The sequence below is a fragment of the Hydrogenophaga intermedia genome, from assembly GCF_000723405.1.
GTDB classification, from domain to species: Bacteria; Pseudomonadota; Gammaproteobacteria; order Burkholderiales; family Burkholderiaceae_C; genus Hydrogenophaga; species Hydrogenophaga intermedia.
This window is the reverse complement of sequence record NZ_CCAE010000022.1, coordinates 58,460-76,608: the sequence shown is the minus strand read 5'-3', so window position 1 is coordinate 76,608 and position 18,149 is coordinate 58,460. Positions and strand designations below refer to the sequence as shown.

The 18,149-nt window shown below is 68.0% G+C and carries 16 protein-coding genes, 1 pseudogene and 1 riboswitch; of the genes and pseudogenes, 7 read left to right on the top strand and 10 right to left on the bottom strand.

Going from position 1 to position 18,149, the window contains the following annotated elements; genetic code table 11:
* Positions 1–53: 53 nt before the first annotated feature.
* From BN948_RS14045 to BN948_RS14015, 7 genes are all read right to left on the bottom strand, one after another.
* Positions 54–404: a multiubiquitin domain-containing protein gene (locus BN948_RS14045; protein WP_051756135.1), complete on the bottom strand. Its 351-nt coding sequence runs from the start codon at positions 402–404 to the stop codon at positions 54–56.
* A 165-nt stretch (positions 405–569) separates the two neighbouring features.
* Positions 570–1,274 carry an ImmA/IrrE family metallo-endopeptidase gene (locus BN948_RS14040; protein ID WP_035622184.1) on the bottom strand — a complete coding sequence of 235 codons (705 nt, stop codon included), beginning with the start codon at positions 1,272–1,274 and terminating at the stop codon, positions 570–572.
* Positions 1,275–1,288: 14 nt separating this feature from the next.
* Positions 1,289–1,606 (bottom strand): helix-turn-helix domain-containing protein, encoded by a 318-nt coding sequence (locus BN948_RS14035; RefSeq protein WP_035622181.1) that lies wholly within the window; start codon positions 1,604–1,606, stop codon positions 1,289–1,291.
* A gap of 48 nt (positions 1,607–1,654) precedes the next feature.
* A complete protein-coding gene (dcd, locus tag BN948_RS14030) occupies positions 1,655–2,293 on the bottom strand; it encodes a dCTP deaminase (protein ID WP_081921958.1) in 639 nt (212 codons plus the stop codon).
* A complete protein-coding gene (locus BN948_RS14025) occupies positions 2,290–3,600 on the bottom strand; it encodes a hypothetical protein (RefSeq protein ID WP_035622177.1) in 1,311 nt (436 codons plus the stop codon). The genes dcd and BN948_RS14025 overlap by 4 nt, the downstream gene beginning before the upstream one ends.
* Positions 3,600–4,040: a hypothetical protein gene (locus BN948_RS14020; RefSeq protein ID WP_009515050.1), complete on the bottom strand. Its 441-nt coding sequence runs from the start codon at positions 4,038–4,040 to the stop codon at positions 3,600–3,602. Before BN948_RS14020 ends, BN948_RS14025 begins: the two co-directional genes overlap by 1 nt.
* A gap of 155 nt (positions 4,041–4,195) precedes the next feature.
* Positions 4,196–4,738, bottom strand: coding sequence for a MerR family transcriptional regulator (locus BN948_RS14015; RefSeq protein ID WP_009515052.1), 543 nt, complete (start codon positions 4,736–4,738; stop codon positions 4,196–4,198).
* A gap of 271 nt (positions 4,739–5,009) precedes the next feature.
* On the opposite strand from BN948_RS14015, the pseudogene BN948_RS14010 reads away from it, so the two are divergent.
* Positions 5,010–6,290, top strand: a pseudogene (locus tag BN948_RS14010) (YifB family Mg chelatase-like AAA ATPase); the annotation flags it as partial.
* 4 nt (positions 6,291–6,294) lie between these two features.
* On the opposite strand, the gene metH reads toward BN948_RS14010, so the two are convergent.
* Positions 6,295–9,045, bottom strand: coding sequence for a methionine synthase (gene metH / locus BN948_RS14005; RefSeq protein WP_009515054.1), 2,751 nt, complete (start codon positions 9,043–9,045; stop codon positions 6,295–6,297).
* Between the two features lie 32 nt (positions 9,046–9,077).
* A riboswitch (S-adenosyl-L-homocysteine riboswitch) is annotated at positions 9,078–9,171 on the bottom strand.
* A gap of 84 nt (positions 9,172–9,255) precedes the next feature.
* Between metH and BN948_RS13995 the strand changes: the two genes are divergently transcribed.
* The 6 genes from BN948_RS13995 (at position 9,256) to BN948_RS13970 (ending at position 15,471) form a co-directional block, all read left to right on the top strand.
* Positions 9,256–9,702 carry a bacteriohemerythrin gene (locus BN948_RS13995; protein ID WP_009515055.1) on the top strand — a complete coding sequence of 149 codons (447 nt, stop codon included), beginning with the start codon at positions 9,256–9,258 and terminating at the stop codon, positions 9,700–9,702.
* A gap of 47 nt (positions 9,703–9,749) precedes the next feature.
* A complete protein-coding gene (locus BN948_RS13990; protein WP_009515057.1) occupies positions 9,750–11,339 on the top strand; it encodes a sigma-54-dependent Fis family transcriptional regulator in 1,590 nt (529 codons plus the stop codon).
* A 183-nt stretch (positions 11,340–11,522) separates the two neighbouring features.
* The gene (locus tag BN948_RS13985; RefSeq protein ID WP_009515061.1) at positions 11,523–12,410 is read left to right on the top strand and encodes a sulfurtransferase; all 888 of its coding nucleotides are present in this window, start codon (positions 11,523–11,525) and stop codon (positions 12,408–12,410) included.
* 37 nt (positions 12,411–12,447) lie between these two features.
* Positions 12,448–13,005: an OsmC family protein gene (locus tag BN948_RS13980; RefSeq protein ID WP_009515062.1), complete on the top strand. Its 558-nt coding sequence runs from the start codon at positions 12,448–12,450 to the stop codon at positions 13,003–13,005.
* A gap of 22 nt (positions 13,006–13,027) precedes the next feature.
* Entirely contained in the window at positions 13,028–14,173 is a 1,146-nt protein-coding gene (locus BN948_RS13975) for an acyl-CoA dehydrogenase family protein (RefSeq protein WP_009515063.1), read from the top strand.
* A gap of 44 nt (positions 14,174–14,217) precedes the next feature.
* Positions 14,218–15,471 (top strand): FAD-dependent oxidoreductase, encoded by a 1,254-nt coding sequence (locus BN948_RS13970; protein ID WP_236953885.1) that lies wholly within the window; start codon positions 14,218–14,220, stop codon positions 15,469–15,471.
* Here BN948_RS13970 and BN948_RS13965 read toward each other — a convergent pair.
* Together BN948_RS13965 and BN948_RS13960 are read right to left on the bottom strand one after the other, a co-directional pair.
* Positions 15,458–16,510: an RNA methyltransferase gene (locus BN948_RS13965; protein WP_009515065.1), complete on the bottom strand. Its 1,053-nt coding sequence runs from the start codon at positions 16,508–16,510 to the stop codon at positions 15,458–15,460. The two genes, BN948_RS13970 and BN948_RS13965, sit on opposite strands and share 14 nt — an antisense overlap.
* 37 nt (positions 16,511–16,547) lie before the next feature.
* Positions 16,548–18,146 (bottom strand): VWA domain-containing protein, encoded by a 1,599-nt coding sequence (locus BN948_RS13960; RefSeq protein ID WP_009515066.1) that lies wholly within the window; start codon positions 18,144–18,146, stop codon positions 16,548–16,550.
* Between the last annotated feature and the right edge of the window lie 3 nt (positions 18,147–18,149).

Below are 18,149 nucleotides of genomic sequence, written 5' to 3'. Positions count from 1 at the left end.
GTAGCCCGGCTACACCCCAACAGGTGGGGTCAATATTGGATGGAAAACCGGGGTCAGGATTGCGTTGAAATCAACAGCGCTGCATTGACCTTGGCCTTCGGCCACTCGATTTTCATGCCATCCAGGATGAATCGGTAGGTCGTGTCACTCTCAATCACGTAAAAGCGTTCGACGCCGGCTTCGCGCAGATCGACGACCTCATCGGGACGGATCTCTTCAAGGTTCCCGCTCTTGAGGCGCTGGAGCACGATTACCTCGTCGGCAGACCGATGGCCTGCGGCTGCCGCCAGTTGTGCTGCGGTCATCTTCGGGTCGCTCACGTCGACTGCGCGTTCCTGGAGCGCTTCGTCCAGGACCACAATGCGCTGTTCATCACCATCTTGCTTGCCGTGTTGCGTTTTCATGCGATCTCCTTGATCGATGGATTGCATCTTGTTCGAAGGGTTGTCGACCCTCCACCTTGAGCGGCTGATCCGTGATTTAGCGGAACTGCCTAGCAGCCGATACGCTGATAAGCAGATTATGGGAGAAGTTTTTGATGCACGCAAGCGCCCGGGGCGAGGGACCGTTTAGAACAGGGAGGGGGTCAGCCCGGCATCGCGGACCAATTGCAGCTTCTGCAGGCGGACGCGGGCGGCTTCAGAGGAGACCTGGAAGGCGGATCGCACCTCTTCCACCATGGCTTCATAGAGATCACCGCAGGCGGCGATATTGCCTCGGATGTAGTTGGGAAATCGACGTGTGATGATCAGGCGCACTTGCGTGGCCGGCATCAGGATTGCGCCCGACACGTAGCCCGCTTGCCACTCCATCCAGTCGGATTGACCCGCGTTGAGCATGCTTCCTTCCCTGCAGGCTTGGACGCGGTCCGTCTGAACTTCTTCGTCGTCGAAGAGGCCCGGACCCGTGCAGCGCTTGAACAGGATGTTGTGGATCAGCGTGTGTCCGAGCTCGTGCGCAAGCGTCGTGCGCAACCTATTTTCTCGCCTGGCCTCGGATAGCGCCGCAGCGATACGGATGCTGGGCTTGCCTTTCGGATTGAATATTGTCACCCCATCTATGTCGGGCCCCAATCGCGAGAGATCGGCGTAGAGGTCGAGGTCCTCCGCGTGCACCTCGATCAACGACGCTAGATCGTCCGTGCTGATCGGGTACTGCGCCTTGCCATGCTTGTTGGTGAGATACTCTGCAGCCGCGCGCTCGGAGATTTCGTCCAGTTCGTCTAGCGTGTAGTGCGGTCGCTCGCGAAACTTCCTGGTGGCATCTCGAATCATCCGCACAGCAGCACCTACCGGGACAGCTGTTTTCGAAAGGCCATCATGGCCTTCTCGAATTGCTCTGGCTGCAACCCTCTGTCAGCCAAGTCGTCAGGCCATTTTCGCGCCAAATAGAGCAAGTAATCCGGATGGAGGCCTAGCACACTGGCCAGTTCCTGAGCGATCTCCGAAGAAGGCACTCGGCGATCATGCTCAAGGTCGTTGAGATACTGAGGCGAAATTGACTCGCCGTCCTCGCGGCGTACAGTCGCCGCGAGTTCCTTCTGGTTCATTCCCTTGGCTTTTCTCGCTTCGGAAATGACCTTGCCAAGTGTCTTGCCTTCGGTCATGTCTTGAATCTACGTTAATCCGCAGAATAGCGTAGCCTCAGCATATTTTCAAGTACGCACGGAATCCCTTCTCAAGAACGCCTCATCCTTTTTCGCTATGTCGCCGGCCGAAGGCTCGAAGGCCATGTGGAATTGACCCTGCATCTTCAGGTGTTCGTCGTCTCGCGCAGGATCCATCCGGTTGAGCCCGTAGAACGCGATCTGGGCAAGCCGCAGGCCAGGATAGAGCTTGATCGGGATCTGGCCGAAGTTGGCTAGTTCGAGCGTGACGATGCCCATGTAGCCTGGGTTGACGATGGTGGCCGTGGCGATATTCAACCCCTCCCGCGCCCAGGATGAACGGGCCGTCACCACGCCTTGAATATCTCCAGGCAACACCACCCATTCGAGCGTTGGGACCAACGCAAGGGCCCCGGGATGAAGTAGGAAGGACTCTCCGAAAGGGATGTCGAAGCGCTCATGCTTTTGCTTCTTGCCCTCCATTGCGCCGTGTGCTCGCTGAGGATCGTTCGCATAGGCATCCGGATCGACATGCGACTGGGCACCCGCGCGCGCCACGAGGACGACGGTTCCCATGCGCAAGTCGACCGACGACATCCCTAGTTGGTCTGCGCCTAGGATCGGTGAGATGACGAGCTCGCGCGATCTCATGCGCGCCAGAATCGAGCTCCTCGACAGAGCGGTCATGGGGTAGACCTCTGGAACTTCTTGACGGCCCGCTGCTGCATGATCGCATGTTCGCACAGGCGATTCAGTATCTTCTGATCGATATCCGCAGAGTGACCGTGAATCCAGCCGGCATAGAGGATGTGTCGAAAGTCGATCTGCTGCAGCAACAGCGAATCGTCCTGACCCACTGCGAAGCCTGCAGGAGGCACCAAATGACCTAGATCTCTTAGCAAGCTGGGCAAGAGGCCATCTGGCTTTGGGGGATAGGCTGCCGGCGGATGCGCATCAAGGAGTAGCTTGATCTCGTTCAAGGCGTCCGTCAAAGACGCTCGATCGATGATGTCGCACCAAGGGTCGGAGTACCTCTTGCTTTTCAGTGCCTCCCAGAAATCCCTTGCCTCCGCGTCTGTCTTCGAATCGCCGCTGGACACGGTGTCCATTCCAAGAATCGAAGCGCCGTCCAGCAACATGTTGAGACGCCACGCGATCGGTGGATGGTTTGGGCCCCAACGCATTCCTGTCGGATCCATCGCAAGGAGCAAGTGCCAGGCTGCGGCAACATAACTTGGACCGAAGCTCACCAATCCGATGAGGTCGCACAGGACTTCCTCGACCCACGCATCCCAGTCGGAGTAGCGGTAGAGATCGTCGTCTTGTCTCATCCTCCGACGAATCAAGTACTGCTTGACTTGGAAGGGTGCCGCCTGGTCGAACATTCGCGCGGCAGTCGAGGCAGAGGACTCGAGGACGTTGCCCACCTTCCCAAGATGGGCACGACGCACGTGCTTCAGCTGTTGTTGGTGTTTCGCATTCGCGTAGATCGCGTGGCCGATCTCATGCCCCAGGATTGCATGCAGCAACACGAAGTGCTTCAGCGTCCGCGGGAGGACGATCGTCAGAATCTTTCGCCGACTCGCCGAAGGACGGCTCTGCTCCGGGTCAATCGAATAGCCAAACTCGCCCTGGGAGAGGACATGGATCAGGGGTGGCGTCGAATCATGGGCTAGCGTCGCTTCAGAGCAGATGCCAACTGCAAGGTCCTTCAACTCTTCGACGAACGGCCAAGAATATTCTCCGATGGATGAACGCTCAATACGAGCGATGAGATATGTCAGCCGCTGCAGCAGCTTGGAGAAGAGAGCGAGCTGATCATGATCGCCCTCTTGGCAGCCCTTGACGCCGGCCTCGGTGGACTCGAGCCGGATGAGACACTCGTCGTAGAAGTCCTTGCTGCCGTCTGCGCCGTACTTGTATCTCAGTGTCTCGCCGAGAACGTCGCGTACGTTAGCGCATTCCTGTAGAAGGAAGGCCTTGGGCGAGAGCATCAGCTTGTCGGCAATTGTTCCGAGAAACGGCGAAAAAAGAGGTGGCAGCGATCGTCAATAGCCGTATCTAGCTTGCCCGTGACCAACTGTCGCAATGAATCTTGCAGCGTTGACACCACCTGCTCCTTATCGACCGAACCGAACACCTCCGTCTTAGTCCGCTCGAGAGCTTCTTTGATGTTCACGTACCAATCCTTGAAGCCGCCTGGGTGCAAGTAGTCCGGCTCACCCGCCTCGAGAGCGAGCACGCCCTTGCGATGTTCGTCTGCAAAGGCGTCGTACCGATACATCTCTAGAACACGGAAAACGTTCTCCAGAGGCACCTGGGCCAAGGGTAGGCTGGCCCCGCTGGGCTCGGAAAAATATCGCGAGACCTCCGAGGCATAGCGTTTGCAGAGCGTGTCACTGTCGTCACCCGGAAGAAGCGAAATGATGCTCATCGATGACCTCTCAATTTAGAGCGACAGCAAACGCCGCTGCCACATGCCGGCGGAAAAACCACGCCACAATCCTCAGCCACATCTATGCCCCCGCCTGTAGGACTGCGGAGGATACGACAGTCGGCGGATGAAGCGCCTCACGCCAACCCCTGAACTCACGCCGCGTCTCGGCGCTGCGCTCTCTTCTGTCGTACGGCTGCCCACACCTTCTGCCGAATGGCCTCCGCCTCTTTCGCCTTGCCTGGCTCCAGGCGCACGAGGTTGGTCTTGACATCGATGATCAGGCTGGCGGAGACCTCCTGAGCCAGCTGGTCCAAGTCCACGACAAATGAAAAGGCCAACTGGCCGGTGCGAAGCTCGCGGTCAGCCTGATCGGCCGTCCGAAGACAAAGTTCGCCTCCTTGGACGAACAGCAGCTGATCGATGCGCTGGCCCACCTCAATCGGCCCAAACTCGTCCCGGAAGACGCCAAGCGCGCTCCGCAGGTGTCTGACTCGCCCGCGATCTTTGCAAATCTGGCGGAGTGCCCGCAGCACCACGATATCTGCAAAACTGTACTGGCGCGCGACACCGCGGCCGCCAACGCCTGCCTCGGGCCGGAAGATGTCTTCTCGAGCCAGGTAATCGAGCATGTACTTGCTGAACCCGCTCAACGCAGCTGCCTCATGAAGGCGAAATGCGATGGCGGAATTGACCATGTATAGAGTCTAGCGCAAGACTATAGACTGTCACAAGAACTTGCTGTGGAAGCTGATCGCGACCATGAACGTCCAGGATCCGCAGCGGCTGATGGTGTGGGCCCGGTAACCAACAATCGTGGCACCACCATCGCCTCAAAGGAGCAGTCGCACGAGACGAAAGGCCAATGCTTTATTGACCTGCGAACTGCAAAATTTTTATATCAAATCTAAGTTGTTGATGGCAAAGGGAAAATCTTCAATTAACAGTTAGCAAGGCTATAGAACCCCGGACCTGCCGATCGCGCTGGGCATTCTGGCGGCCAGCGGACAGATCGATGCCGAGCCGCTGGCGCGCTGGGTGTTCGCCGGTGAGCTGTCCCTGGGCGGCGAGCTGCGCCCGGTGCGCGGCGCGCTGGCCATGGCGATGGCCCTGGGGCATGAGGGCGGCGCCCGCGCGTTGGTGCTGCCCCCGGGCAGCGCCGAGGAAGCCGCCCAGGTGCCCGACGCCCACGTGGTGCGCGCGCGCCACCTGATCGACGTGGTGGCCCGCCTTCGCCGCGAGCAGCCGGCCACGCAGGACGACAGCGGCTGGACGCGGCTGGAGCCGCGCACGGCCACGGTGCGCGACGACGGCCCCGACCTGGCCGACGTGAAAGGCCAGGCCGGCGCCCGGCGTGCGCTGGAAATCGCCGCCGCTGGCGAGCACAGCCTGTTGATGGTGGGGCCACCGGGCGCGGGCAAGTCCATGCTCGCACAACGCCTGGGCGGGCTGCTGCCGCCCATGGCCACCGACGAGGCCCTGCAGGCGGCCGCCGTGGCCTCGCTGGCGGGGCGCTTCGATCCCGCGCGCTGGGGCCAGCGGCCGTACTGCGCGCCACACCACAGCGCCTCGGCCGTGGCGCTGGTGGGCGGGGGTTCGCCGCCCCGCCCGGGCGAGATCTCGCTCGCGCACCAGGGCGTGCTGTTCCTCGACGAATTACCGGAGTTTCAGAGACACGCGCTGGAGGCGCTGCGCGAGCCGCTCGAGACGGGGCAGATCCGCGTCTCGCGCGCGGCACACCAGAGCGAATTCCCCGCGCGCTTCCAGTTGGTGGCCGCCATGAATCCTTGCCCCTGCGGCTACCGCGGCCACCCGGTGCGCGCCTGCCGCTGCACGCCCGATCAGGTGGCGCGCTACCAGGGCCGCCTCAGCGGCCCGCTGCTCGACCGCATCGACCTGCAGGTGGAGGTGCCCGCGCTGCCCAGCGACGAGCTGTTGCAAGGGGCGCGCGGCGAACGCAGCGCCGAGGTGCGCGAGCGCGTGGTGGTGGCGCGCGAACGCGCGCTGCAACGCCAGGGCGTACCCAACCGCGCGCTGTCAGGCGGCTCGCTCGACAAGCATGTTCAGGCCGAACCGGCGGCGCTGAAGTTCCTGCACGCCGCCGCCGTGCGCCTGGCCTGGAGCGGGCGCGGCACGCACCGCGCGCTGCGCGTGGCGCGCACCATCGCCGATCTGGCCGGGCGCGAATGCGTGGGCGTGGCCGACGTGGCGGAGGCGGTGCAGTACCGGCGCGTACTGGCCGGTGGCTGAGCGCTCAGAGGTTCGGCGCCAGCCAGCGCTGCAACTCCTCGCGCGCCACGCGGCTGCGCTCGGCCAGGTCGTTCAACTGGTCCTCGCCGATCTTGCCGACGTTGAAGTAGGTGCTCTGCGGGTGGCTCAGGTAGAAGCCGCTCACGCTGGCCGCCGGTGACATGGCCAGGCTCTCGGTCAGGCCCATGCCGATCTCCCCGGCCTGCAGCAGCTCGAACATCCCGCGCTTGACGGTGTGGTCCGGGCAGGCCGGGTAGCCCGGCGCGGGGCGGATGCCCTGGTACTTTTCCTTGATGAGCTCGTCGTTGCTCAGCGCCTCGTCGGCCGCGTAGCCCCAGAGGTCGGTGCGCACGCGGTGGTGCATCTGCTCGGCCAGGGCCTCGGCCAGGCGATCGGCCAGGGCCTTGAACATGATGGCCGAGTAGTCGTCGAGGTCGTCGAGAAACTGCTTCTCCTTCTTCTCGACGCCCAGGCCCGCCGTCACCGCGAACAGGCCCACGTAGTCCTTGGCCACGCCCGCGGGCGCCACGAAGTCGGCCAGGCAGCGGCTCGGACGCATCACACCGTCGATCTCCTGCTTCTCGGTCTGCTGGCGCAGACCGTGCCACACCAGCGCCGGGCGTTCACGCGACTCGTCGGCGTAGAGCGCGATGTCGTCCTCATTCACGCAGTTGGCCGGGTACAGGCCGATCACCGCGTTGGCCGTGAGCCAGCGCCCGTCGATGATGCGCTGGAGCATGCGCTTGCCGTCGCTGAAGACGCGGCGCGCCTCCTCGCCCACCACCTCGTCCTTCAGGATCTCGGGGAAAGGGCCGGCCAGGTCCCAGGTCTGGAAGAAGGGGCCCCAGTCGATGTACTTCGCCAGCTCGGCCAGGTCCACGTTCTTGAAGACGCGCCGGCCGATGAACTTGGGTGCGGGCGGCGTGTAGCCGGCCCATTCGATGGGCGTGCGGTTGGCGCGCGCCTTCTGCAACGGCCACAGCGGCACCTGCTTCTTGTTGGCGTGCTGGTGACGCACGCGCTCGTAGTCGGCGTTCACCTCGGCGATGTAGGCCGTGGCCTGCTCCGACAGCAGGCCCTGCGCCACGCTCACGCTGCGCGAGGCATCGGGCACGTAGACCACGGGGCCTTCGTAGTGCGGCGCGATCTTCACCGCCGTGTGCACGCGGCTGGTGGTGGCGCCACCGATCAGCAGCGGAATCTTCCTGATGCGGAAGTGCTCGTCCTTCTGCATCTCGCTGGCCACGTACTGCATCTCTTCCAGGCTGGGCGTGATCAGGCCCGACAGGCCCACGATGTCCGCGCCCTCGACCTTGGCCTTGGCCAGAATCTCGTGGCACGGGACCATCACGCCCATGTTCACCACCTCGTAGTTGTTGCACTGGAGCACAACCGTGACGATGTTCTTGCCGATGTCGTGCACGTCGCCCTTGACGGTGGCGATGACGATCTTGCCCTTGCTGCGCACGTCGCCGCCGGCGGCCTCCAGCCGCTGCTTCTCTTCCTCGATGTAGGGCAGCAGGTGGGCCACGGCCTGCTTCATCACGCGCGCGCTCTTCACCACCTGGGGCAGGAACATCTTGCCCTGGCCGAACAGGTCGCCCACGATGTTCATGCCGTCCATGAGCGGGCCTTCGATCACGTTGAGCGGCCGCCCGCCGCCGGCCTCGATCTCGCGCCACACCTCCTCGGTGTCGGCAACGATGTGGTCGGTGATGCCGCGCACCAGCGCGTGCGACAGGCGCTCGCGCACGGGCAGCTCGCGCCAGGCATTCTTCTGCGAATCGTCCTTGGCGGCGCCCTTGGCGCTCTCGGCGATTTCCAGCAGGCGCTCGGCCGCGTCGGGCCGGCGGTTCAGCACCACGTCCTCCACGCGCTCGCGCAGCGTGGGCTCCAGCTCGTCGTACACGCCCACCATGCCCGCGTTGACGATGCCCATGTCCATGCCGGCCTGGATGGCGTGGTACAGGAACACGGTGTGGATGGCCTCGCGCACCGGGTCGTTGCCGCGGAAGCTGAAGCTGACGTTGGACACGCCGCCCGAGACCTTGGCGCCGGGCAGGTGCTGCTTGATCCAGCGCGTGGCGTTGATGAAGTCGACCGCGTAGTTGTTGTGTTCCTCGATGCCGGTGGCGATGGCGAAGATGTTCGGGTCGAAGACGATGTCCTCGGGCGGGAAACCCACCTCGTCCACCAGGATGCGGTAGGCGCGCTCGCAGATCTCGATCTTGCGTTCGTAGGTGTCGGCCTGGCCTTTCTCGTCGAATGCCATCACCACGGTGGCGGCGCCGTAGCGCTTGATGAGCCCGGCCTGGCGCTTGAATTCCTCGACGCCTTCCTTCATCGATATCGAGTTCACCACCCCCTTGCCCTGCAGGCAGCGCAGGCCGGCCTCGATGACGCTCCACTTGGAGCTGTCCACCATCACCGGCACGCGCGCAATGTCGGGCTCGCCGGCCATGAGGTTGAGGAAGCGCACCATGGCGGCCTCGCTGTCGAGCATGGCCTCGTCCATGTTCACGTCGACGATCTGCGCGCCGTTTTCCACCTGCTGGCGCGCCACGGCCAGCGCGTCCTCGAAGCGGCCCTCGAGGATCATGCGCGCGAAGGCCTTGGAGCCGGTGACGTTGGTGCGCTCGCCGACGTTGACGAACAGGCTGCCCTCGCCGATGGCGAGCGGCTCCAGGCCCGACAGGAGCATGGGGCGAACGGCGGGGGAAACGGCGGAAGACTCGGGGGTGGTCTCGGAGGACATGCAGCTCACCAGGGTTGTTTGCGAAGACACCGGGCTGGTGAGCGTCGTTGGGGCCGGTCGAGCCCACTCAAGCCTGACGGCCCCGGTCCTGGAGAGGGACTGGCCGCTGCAACGCTCCTTGAGAGGCGGCGATTTTAGCGGCAGGGGCATCCGCTGGCACACTGCGGGTCTTGGCGACCCGCGCCGTCGCCCCTCTTTCCCCACGACACCATGAGCCACGACCTCGACGCCTTCATGCGCCGCCACGAGCACCTCACCGGCGACGCCCGCATCGACACCCTGCACGAAGAGTTCTACGCGCTGCTGCAGGCCCTGCGCGAGGCGCCGCGCGAACAGGCCGCCGACGCGCTGCTCGCGCTCATCACCCACACGCGCGAGCATTTCGCGCACGAAGACGACGAGATGACCTCGGGCAACTACCCCATCCGCGAGTGCCACATCGACGAGCACGCGGAGGTGATGACCTCGCTGGTGCAGGTGCACGAGCGCCTGTGCCAGGACGACCACAGCGCGCTGCCGCGCCTGGTGCAGGCGCTGGAGGATTGGTTCCCCGGCCACGTGCAGCACCTCGATTCCGCGCTCGCGCAGTGGCTGGTGAAGCGGCGCCACAACGCCCAGCCCATCATGCTGCGGCGCCACGCGGCCAGTCCGGGCTGAGCGGACCGCGGCACCATTTGGTGCGATGCTTGCTTGCCCTTCGGGGCATGAGCAGCCGCCCCCCGACACCCCCGCCGAACGAAACGCCCACCGACTGGCGCGCGCAGGAGCTGCTGCTGATGCGCCAGGTGATGGCCGGGGTGGGCCGCAGCCTGGCGCCGGCCGAGGTGTTCCGCGAGATGCTGCACCTGATGAGCGAGCTGCTGGGTCTCAACCGCGGCCGCCTGGTGCTGGTGGACGACGAGGCCACCGCCGACGGCCAGCGCCAGGCCTCGATCCGCCGCGCCTATGGACTGACGAAGGCCGAGACCGCGCGCGGCCGCTACCGCTGGGGCGAGGGCATCACCGGCCGCGTGCTGGCCAGCGGGCTGCCAGCCATCGTGCAGGACGTGGACGCCGAACCCCTGTTCCTGTTCCGCGCCGTGCGCCGCGCGCAACTGCCGCCGCAGACGGTGGCCTTCATCGCCCTGCCGGTGGCCGTGCGCGGCGCCACCGTGGGCGTGCTGGCCTGCCACCGCATCCGCAGCCGCCAGCGCCACCTCAACGACGACCTCGCGCTGCTGCGCCTCCTGGCCACGCTGACCGGCCAGTTGCTGGAGCTGGAGCAGCTGGTGGCCGAGCAGACGCGCCAGCTGCAAGCCCGCAACGCGGCCCTGGAGCGCGCCCTGGACAGCGCCAGCGCGCGCTACGGCCTCATCGGCCGCTCCAATGCGCTGCTGCAGGCCCTGGCCGAGCTGGAACGCGTGTCGCAGTCGCAGGCCACGGTGCTGCTGCTGGGCGAGTCGGGCTCGGGCAAGGAGCTGTTCGCGCGCGCCGTGCACCTGGCCAGCCCGCGCCACGACCAGCCCTTCATCAAGGTCAACTGCGCGGCCATTCCCGAGTCGCTGTTCGAGTCGGAACTGTTCGGCCACGAACGCGGCGCCTTCACCGGCGCGGCCGGCGCGCGCGCGGGCTGGTTCGAACAGGCGCACGGCGGCACGCTGTTCCTCGACGAGATCGGCGAGTTGCCGCTGGCGCTGCAGAGCAAGCTGCTGCGCACCCTGCAGGAAGGCACGCTGGTGCGCCTGGGCGGCACGCGCGAGCAGCGCGTGGACGTGCGCCTGGTGGCCGCCACCCACCGCGACCTGGCGCGCGACGTGCAGGCCGGCCGCTTCCGCCAGGACCTGTACTACCGCCTCAACGTGGTGCCGATCCGCCTGCCCAGCCTGCGCGAGCGGCGCGAGGACGTGCGCGCCATCGCCCTGCACTTCCTCAGCCGCGCCAACCAGGCGCACCAGCGCAACGTGCACCTGGCGGCCGACGCCCTGACCGCGCTGGAGGCGCACGACTGGCCCGGCAACATCCGCGAGCTGGGCAACCTGATCGAGCGCGTGGTGCTGCTGGCCGAGGGCACGCTGGTGGACGCGGCGGCGCTGCGCCGCTTCATGCCCGAGCGCGAGCGCGCGGCGGTGGCGACGCCGCCGATCGTCGACGCCGCGCCACTGGTGCGCGACTACCAGAGCGCGCAATCACACAGCGCGCAGGCCCTGCGCGAGGCCCTGGAGCGCAACCAGGGCAACCAGACGCGCGCGGCCCAAAGCCTGGGTCTCACGCTGCGCCAGTTCAGCTACCGGCTGCGCAAGGCGCAACTGCGCTGAGGGCTCGCCACTGTGTCGACAAAGTGTCGACACAGTGGCGGTGACGGCCCGGACGCCCAGGCGCCCGTTGAGGCGCAAGCTGTTGATTCGATTGAATATTCATCCAACCCAATGCCCTGGCACGACCGTTGCAAAAAGCGGGGCCGGTACATCCCCCCGGCCCTTCCACATCGCGAGGTCTCCATGAGCATCGACGCCACCCTGATCGCCCCCCAGCAACTGCAAGCCCTGCAAGCCAGCGAACCCGTGGTCCTCATCGACACACGGGACCCCGAGGCCTACGCGGCCGGCCACATCCCCGGCGCGGTGAACCTGCGCGAGGTCTTCACCTACCTGGCCACCTCCACGCCCGAGGGCCTGGAGGCGCTGCGGGACACCTTCGCCAGCGCGCTCGGCGCCGTGGGCCTGTCCGGCCAGGAAACCGCCGTGTTCTACGAAGACGCCATGAACAGCGGCTACGGCCAGTCCTGCCGCGGCTACTACCTGCTCACCTGGCTGGGCTACCCCAGGATCAAGGTGCTCAACGGCGGCTTCAGCGCCTGGAAGGCGGCCGGTCTGCCGGTGAGCACCGAGGCCGCCACGCCCACGCCCGCCACCTTCCCCGAACTGCCCATGGCCGACGTGATGCTCACGCAGGCCGACGTCGAAAAGGCCCTGGGCACGGACGTCGTCATGCTGGACGTGCGCGACGTGGACGAATGGATCGGCGAGAGCTCCAGCCCCTACGGCAAGGACTTCGCGCCGCGCAAGGGCCGTCTGCCCGGCGCGAAATGGGTGGAGTGGTACCGCTTCATGAAGCCCTCGCCGCAGGGCCCGGTGATCAAGTCGCCCGACGAGGTGAAGGCCGAGATGGCCACCGTGGGCGTGGGCACCGACGACAGCATCTACCTCTACTGCTTCAAGGGCGCGCGCGCGTCCAACACCTTCCTCGCGCTCAAGCAGGCCGGCTTCGCCGACGTGCGCATGTACTTCGGCTCCTGGAACGAGTGGTCACGCGACCCGGCGCTGCCGATCGAGACCGGCTTGCCGATCAAGGCGGCGAAGTCCACGCCGCTGGCCCTGGCCGCCTGAGCCCTTCTCTGTTTCTCAACCGTCCCCTGGAGACAACATGTCCACGACCGACACCGCCGAGCCCACCACCGTCAAGGCGTATCTGCGTCCCATCGATGCCGCCGGCCTCGCCGCCTTCGCCGCCAAGGGCAAGGCCAACCCCGCTTCGCGCGGCACCAACAAGGTCCACACCGTGATGGAGGGCCAGTACCGCTCCTTGAGCACCGTGGGCAACCACGCCCCGGTGCTGGTGGACGAACCCCTGCACCTGTTCGGCCAGGACACCGCGCCCGCGCCGGGCGAAATCGTGCTCTCGGGCCTGGGCGGCTGCATCGCCGTGGGCGTGACGGCCGTGGCCACCTGGAAGGGCGTGAAGCTCAGCAAGCTGGAGGTCTTCCTCGAAGGCGACATCGGCAACCCCGCGGCCTGGGGCGCGGGCGGCGCGCTGGAGAAGACGCCGCCCGAGATGGGCTTCCAGGCCATTCGCGTGAAGGTGCTGGTCGAGGGCGACGCGCCGCGCGAAGTGCTGGACGAGATCGTCAAGCACGCCAACCACTACTCGCCAGTGGCCAACAGCATGCGCAACCCGATCCCTTTCGAGATCTCGATGGGCTGACACGCCGCGACAGGAGCCCCACATGGACCTTGCCGACATCCCCCGCGACCTGCGGCTCGACTCCCCCGACGCGGTGCTGGCCGCCGTGCGCGAAGTGGCGCGCGGCCCACTGGCCCAGGTGGTGGAAGCGATCGACCGCGAGGGCTACTACCCGCGCGCCGAGTTGCAGCGCCTCGGCGCGCTGGGCGCCATGAGCGCCCACCTCAACGCGCCCGCCGGCCGCGGCGATTTCGCCTTGGCACTGCGCGCCATGGCCGAGGTCTCGCAGGTTTGCGGCGCCACCGGCTTCATGATGTGGTGCCAGGCCGTGTGCGGCCTGTACATGCAGGCCTCGGGCAACCCGGCCCTCATGGGCGAGGCGCTGATGGCGCACGCCAGTGGCGCCACGCTCGGCGGCACGGCCATGTCCAACCCCATGAAGAACTACGCGCAGATCGAGGGCCTGTTGCTCAAGGCCGTGCCGGTGACCGGCGGCTACCGCGTCAGCGGCACCCTGCCCTGGGTCAGCAACCTGGGCCCGGGCCACGCCTGTGGCGCGTTGGCCGGCGTGGTGGACGAACACGGCGAAGTGGTGCGCGAAGTGATGTTCCTGCTGCGCTGCGACGCCGAGGGCGTGGAGATGCGCGAGTGCCCCAGCTTCAGTGGCATGGAAGGCACGGGCACCTACGGGCTGCGCCTGAAGGACCTTTTCATCGGCACGGACGAGATCATGGCCGACCCGGCCAAGCCCTTCATCGCGCGCATCCGCGGCGCCTTCGTGCTGCTCCAGTGCGGCATGGCCGTGGGCGTCACGCAGGGCGCCATCGACAGCATGTGGGCGGTGGAAGATCAGCTCGGCCACGTCAACCAGTTTCTGGAAGACCGGCCCGCCGAGCTGCAGGCCGAGCTGGACGCGCTCACCGAGCGCGTGATGAAGCTGGCCGAGACGCCGTTCGACCCCTCGGCGGACTTCTTCATCGACGTGCTCGACGCGCGCGCGCACGGCGCCGAGCTGTCGCTGCGCGCCGCGCAATCGGCCCTGCTGCACCAGGGCGCGCGCGGCTACCTCATGAGCAGCGAGGTGCAGCGCCGCGTGCGCGAATCGCACTTCGTGGCCATCGTCACGCCGGCCATCAAGCACCTGCGCAAGGAAATCGCGCGCCTGAGTGCCGAGGCCCTGCCGGCATGAGCGCCGCAGTGCGCCCCACGGAGGGTCATCCGGTGAACGCAACCATGCCAACCCCCACACCCCTGGCGCAGGCCGCGCGCGCGCTGGCGCCGTACCGCCAGTACCTGTGCGAGGCCTGCGGCTACGTCTACGACGAAGCCCAGGGCGACCCCGACGGTGGCCTGCCGCCCGGCACGCGCTACGAGGACATCCCGGACGACTGGGCCTGCCCGCTGTGCGGCGTGACGAAGGCCGACTTCCGCCTGTACGAAGCGCCCGATCTGTCGGCCCTGCGCGAGCGCGCCGATGCCGTGTCCGTCGCCGCGCGCGGGGGTGAGCCGGGTGTGGTGATCGTCGGCGCGGGCCGCGCGGGCTGGCAGACCGCCGAGGCCCTGCGCGCACTCAGTCCCACGCTGCCCATCACCCTGGTGAGCCAGTGCGCGGGTGACGTCTACGACAAGCCCCTGCTGTCCGTGGCCATGGCCCGCGGCCTGGCCAACGACGCGCTGGTGCGCGAGCGCGGCGCCGACGCGGCCGCGCGCCTGGGCGTGCGCCTGCTCGCGCACACCGACGCGATCCGCATCTGCCCCGACACCCGCACCCTGCGCACCACGCGCGGCAACCTGCGCTACGCGCACCTGGTGCTGGCGCACGGCGCCAGCCCACGCCTGCCCGAGGGCCTGGCGCCCGAGCTGTGCTGGCGCGTGAACCACCTGGCCGCTTACCAGCGCCTGCGCGCGCGCCTGGGCGATGCGCCGCGCGAAGTGCTCATCGTCGGCGCCGGCCTCATCGGCAGCGAACTCGCCAACGACCTCGCCATCGGCGGCCACCGCGTCACGCTGATCGACACCTGCGAGCAACCCCTAGCCCGTTGGCAGGACCTGGGCGTGGGCGAGCAATTGCTGGACGCCTGGCGCGACCTCAGCATCCGCTTCGTGGGCGGCGTACAGGTGCAATCCCTGGAGCGCGTGGGCGAGCGCTACCGCCTCACCACCGCCAACGGCCAGCGCTTCGCGGCCGACGAGGTGGTGGTGGCCGCCGGCCTGCACACACCCAACCGCCTGGCGCTCAGCGCGGGCCTGGCCTGGGACAACGGCATCCGCGTGACCCCGCACAACCTGCGCACCAGCGTGGACCGCATCCATGCGCTCGGTGACTGCATCGCCATCGATGGCCAGCCCAGCCGCTACATCGAGCCCATCGCGCGCCAGGCACGCGCCATCGCGGCCGACATCTGTGGCGCGGCGCCCGCGCCTTATGTGCCGCGTGCGGCGGTGGTGCGGGTGAAGACGACGTCGATGCCGCTCACGCTGCACTGAGCGGCGAGCGCGCGCGCCGCACCGCCACCACCCGCTCCCCCGTCTCCAGCGACCGCGCCCGCAACTGCCCGCAACCGGCGTCAACGTCCTGCCCCGCCGAGTGGCGCAGCTTGGTGAGGATGCCCTGGCGGTGCAGGCGGCGGGCGATGTCGGCTGCTTTTTCCCACGCGGGGCGCTGGAACGGCAGGCCGTCGACGGCGTTGTAGGGGATGAGGTTGAGCACGCCGTAGCGCCCGCCCAGCAGGCGCACGATGCCCTCGACTTCGTCGTCGCCGTCGTTCACGCCGTCGAGCAGGGTCCACTGGTATTGCACCGGGTAGCCGGTGGCGCGGGCGTAGGCGTCGGCGCGCTCCACCAACGCCTGCGGCGTGAGGCGCGGCGCGCGCGGCAGCAGGTGTTCACGCAACTCGGGCTTGGTGGTGTGCAGCGACAAGGCCAGCGCGGGCTTCACCGCGCCGCGCGGCAGCGCGTCGAAGGCGCGCTCGTCGCCCACCGTGGAGAACACCAGGTTCTTGTGGCCGATGCCGCCCACGGTGCCGAGCAGTTCGATGGCATCGAGCACGGCGTCGAGGTTGTGCGCGGGCTCGCCCATGCCCATGAACACCACCTTGTCCACCGGCCGGCCCGCGCGCGCCAGCGCCACCTGGGCCACGATTTCGGCGCTGCCGATCTGGCGGATCAGACCGCCGGTGCCGGTCATGCAGAAGGCGCAGCCCACGGCACAACCGACCTGCGTGGACACGCACAGGCCGCCGCGCGGCAGGCGCACGCTCTCCACGGTCTGGCCGTCGCGCAGGGCGACGAGCAGGCGGGCCGAGCCGTCTTCGCCCGGGTGCTCGGCCTGCAGGCGCGCCAGGCCCGCGAGTTCGTCGCGCAGCGCGGGCAGGGCTTCGAACAGGGCCTTGGGAAAGTGGTGTTCGGGCTTGCGCCGGCCGGCGTCGGCCGGCAGGGCGTACACCCAATGGCGCAGCACGCGCTGCGCATGCAGCGGCCCGGCCCCGAGGGCGGTGAGGCGTTGGCGCAGTTCGCTCAGTTGCATGGGGCGGGGATTGTCGCCCAGCGACGGCGCGCGCGCCTCAGTGAGGGGCTTGGGCCAGCAAGGCGGCCACGGCGGCGGGCCAGTGCGCCGATGAGCGGCAGGCCCGCACGTGGGCGCGCCCCAGGGCGGCCGCCAGCGTGGCCGGCTCGCCGGGCGCCAGCACCAGCGCGCGCACGCCCACGCCGTGCGCGGCGGCCTCGCGCGCGGCGCGTTGCAGGTCGGCCGGCAGGTACGCGGGGTCGTGCACATCCACATCGTGTGGCTCGCCGTCGCTCAGCAGCACGATCAGGCGCCGGCGCCCCGGGTGGCGGCGCTGGTCGAGCGCGCTCAGGTGCAGGGCGTGTCGCAGCGCGGCGCCCATGCGCGTGGAGCCGCCCGCGCGCAAGGCTGGCCTCGGGGCGGAGACCGACACGTCGTCCCAGTGGCGCAGGCAGGGCATGTCGATGCGCTGACGGCCCCGGCTGGAGAAGGCCCACACGGCGCTGCGGTGGCCCAGCGCGCGCAAGGCCTGGGCGCTGGCCAGGGCGCCCCGCTCCAGTTGCGCCAGCGGCTCGCCATGCGTGGAGGCCGAGGCGTCGAGCAGGAGCAGCACGGCCAGCGGCGGCGCGGGTCGCTGCGGCGTGCGGTACACGCGCGCCTCGGGCGTGAGGCCCGCAAGGCGGTCGAGCCGCGCCTCCACCGCTGCGGCGGGGTGCAGGTCGTCACCATCGGCGCTGCGCCCGCCGCCCGCGCGACGCTGCCGGCTCAGGTGGGCGAGCCGGCGTTGCAGGTGGCGTGGCGCGGCCGGCGCCATGGGCGCGCCCTCGCCCACGCGCGGTTCACCGCCGAACACGCGGCACCAGTCGGGCCGGTAGCGCCCGATGCGGTGGTCCCACTCGGGGTAGACGGCGTCGGGCTCGGGCGCGATCGGCGTGGGTGAGGCCGCCGGCGCGTCGTCGGTGGGCGGTGCGGCGTCGGCGTGCAGCGGCGCCTCGTCGCGCGGCGGCTCGTCGTCGGCTTGCCAGAGGTGGCTGTTGTCGTCCCGGTAGCGCGCCGAGACGGTGTAGGTGCGCGAATTGAAGGGCAGGCGCATCTGGCCGATGTCGTGGCCCAGCACCGAGGCGGCCTCGCGCACGCGGGCCGGCGTGTCGAGCGCGAGACTGCCGTCCGACGCGAAGAACACCCGCCGCACCTTGGCGACCCAGGCGTGCGGGTCCTCGTGATCGGGTTGCAACAGGCTGGCCGCGAGGCGCGCGAGCAGCTCCTCGAATCCACTGCCCCGGCGCGCGGCGGCCTCGGCGTGGAAGGGCCACCACACGGCGCGCAGGCCGGCCAACTCCCGCAGGGCAAGCCATTCCACGCGGGCGTCTTCCAGCACGCCCAGCAGGGCCTGTTGCACGGGCTTGAGCCCCGCGCGCGCTTGCGGCTCACCGCCGAAGCGACGGTGCGCGGCAGCGTGGGCTGCCATGGCCAGGGCCAGCCCCGGCGTGGCCCACGTGGGCAGGTGCAGCACCGCATCCGCCCCCGCGCCGAACTCGAGCACCGCGCGCTGCGTCGCCTCGGCCGGCCCCGCGCGCACCTCCACACGCCAGGGTTCGCCCCACAGCGCATGGGCCAGGGCGCGCACCTGGCCCGGCAGGTCGGCCGACGCGGCCATGGT

What these genes read in the sequence shown, in the direction of transcription:
- BN948_RS14035 (WP_035622181.1), bottom strand. Translation starts at nt 1,606, where the DNA reads ATGACCGAAGGCAAGACACTTGGCAAGGTCATTTCCGAAGCGAGAAAA.
- BN948_RS14015 (WP_009515052.1), bottom strand. Translation starts at nt 4,738, where the DNA reads ATGGTCAATTCCGCCATCGCATTTCGCCTTCATGAGGCAGCTGCGTTG.
- BN948_RS14025 (WP_035622177.1), bottom strand. Translation starts at nt 3,600, where the DNA reads ATGCTCTCGCCCAAGGCCTTCCTTCTACAGGAATGCGCTAACGTACGC.
- BN948_RS13970 (WP_236953885.1), top strand. Translation starts at nt 14,218, where the DNA reads ATGCCAACCCCCACACCCCTGGCGCAGGCCGCGCGCGCGCTGGCGCCG.
- BN948_RS14020 (WP_009515050.1), bottom strand. Translation starts at nt 4,040, where the DNA reads ATGAGCATCATTTCGCTTCTTCCGGGTGACGACAGTGACACGCTCTGC.
- BN948_RS13965 (WP_009515065.1), bottom strand. Translation starts at nt 16,510, where the DNA reads ATGCAACTGAGCGAACTGCGCCAACGCCTCACCGCCCTCGGGGCCGGG.
- dcd (WP_081921958.1), bottom strand. Translation starts at nt 2,293, where the DNA reads ATGACCGCTCTGTCGAGGAGCTCGATTCTGGCGCGCATGAGATCGCGC.
- BN948_RS13980 (WP_009515062.1), top strand. Translation starts at nt 12,448, where the DNA reads ATGTCCACGACCGACACCGCCGAGCCCACCACCGTCAAGGCGTATCTG.
- BN948_RS13960 (WP_009515066.1), bottom strand. Translation starts at nt 18,146, where the DNA reads ATGGCCGCGTCGGCCGACCTGCCGGGCCAGGTGCGCGCCCTGGCCCAT.
- metH (WP_009515054.1), bottom strand. Translation starts at nt 9,045, where the DNA reads ATGTCCTCCGAGACCACCCCCGAGTCTTCCGCCGTTTCCCCCGCCGTT.
- BN948_RS14045 (WP_051756135.1), bottom strand. Translation starts at nt 404, where the DNA reads ATGAAAACGCAACACGGCAAGCAAGATGGTGATGAACAGCGCATTGTG.
- BN948_RS13975 (WP_009515063.1), top strand. Translation starts at nt 13,028, where the DNA reads ATGGACCTTGCCGACATCCCCCGCGACCTGCGGCTCGACTCCCCCGAC.
- BN948_RS14040 (WP_035622184.1), bottom strand. Translation starts at nt 1,274, where the DNA reads ATGATTCGAGATGCCACCAGGAAGTTTCGCGAGCGACCGCACTACACG.
- BN948_RS13995 (WP_009515055.1), top strand. Translation starts at nt 9,256, where the DNA reads ATGAGCCACGACCTCGACGCCTTCATGCGCCGCCACGAGCACCTCACC.
- BN948_RS13990 (WP_009515057.1), top strand. Translation starts at nt 9,750, where the DNA reads ATGAGCAGCCGCCCCCCGACACCCCCGCCGAACGAAACGCCCACCGAC.
- BN948_RS13985 (WP_009515061.1), top strand. Translation starts at nt 11,523, where the DNA reads ATGAGCATCGACGCCACCCTGATCGCCCCCCAGCAACTGCAAGCCCTG.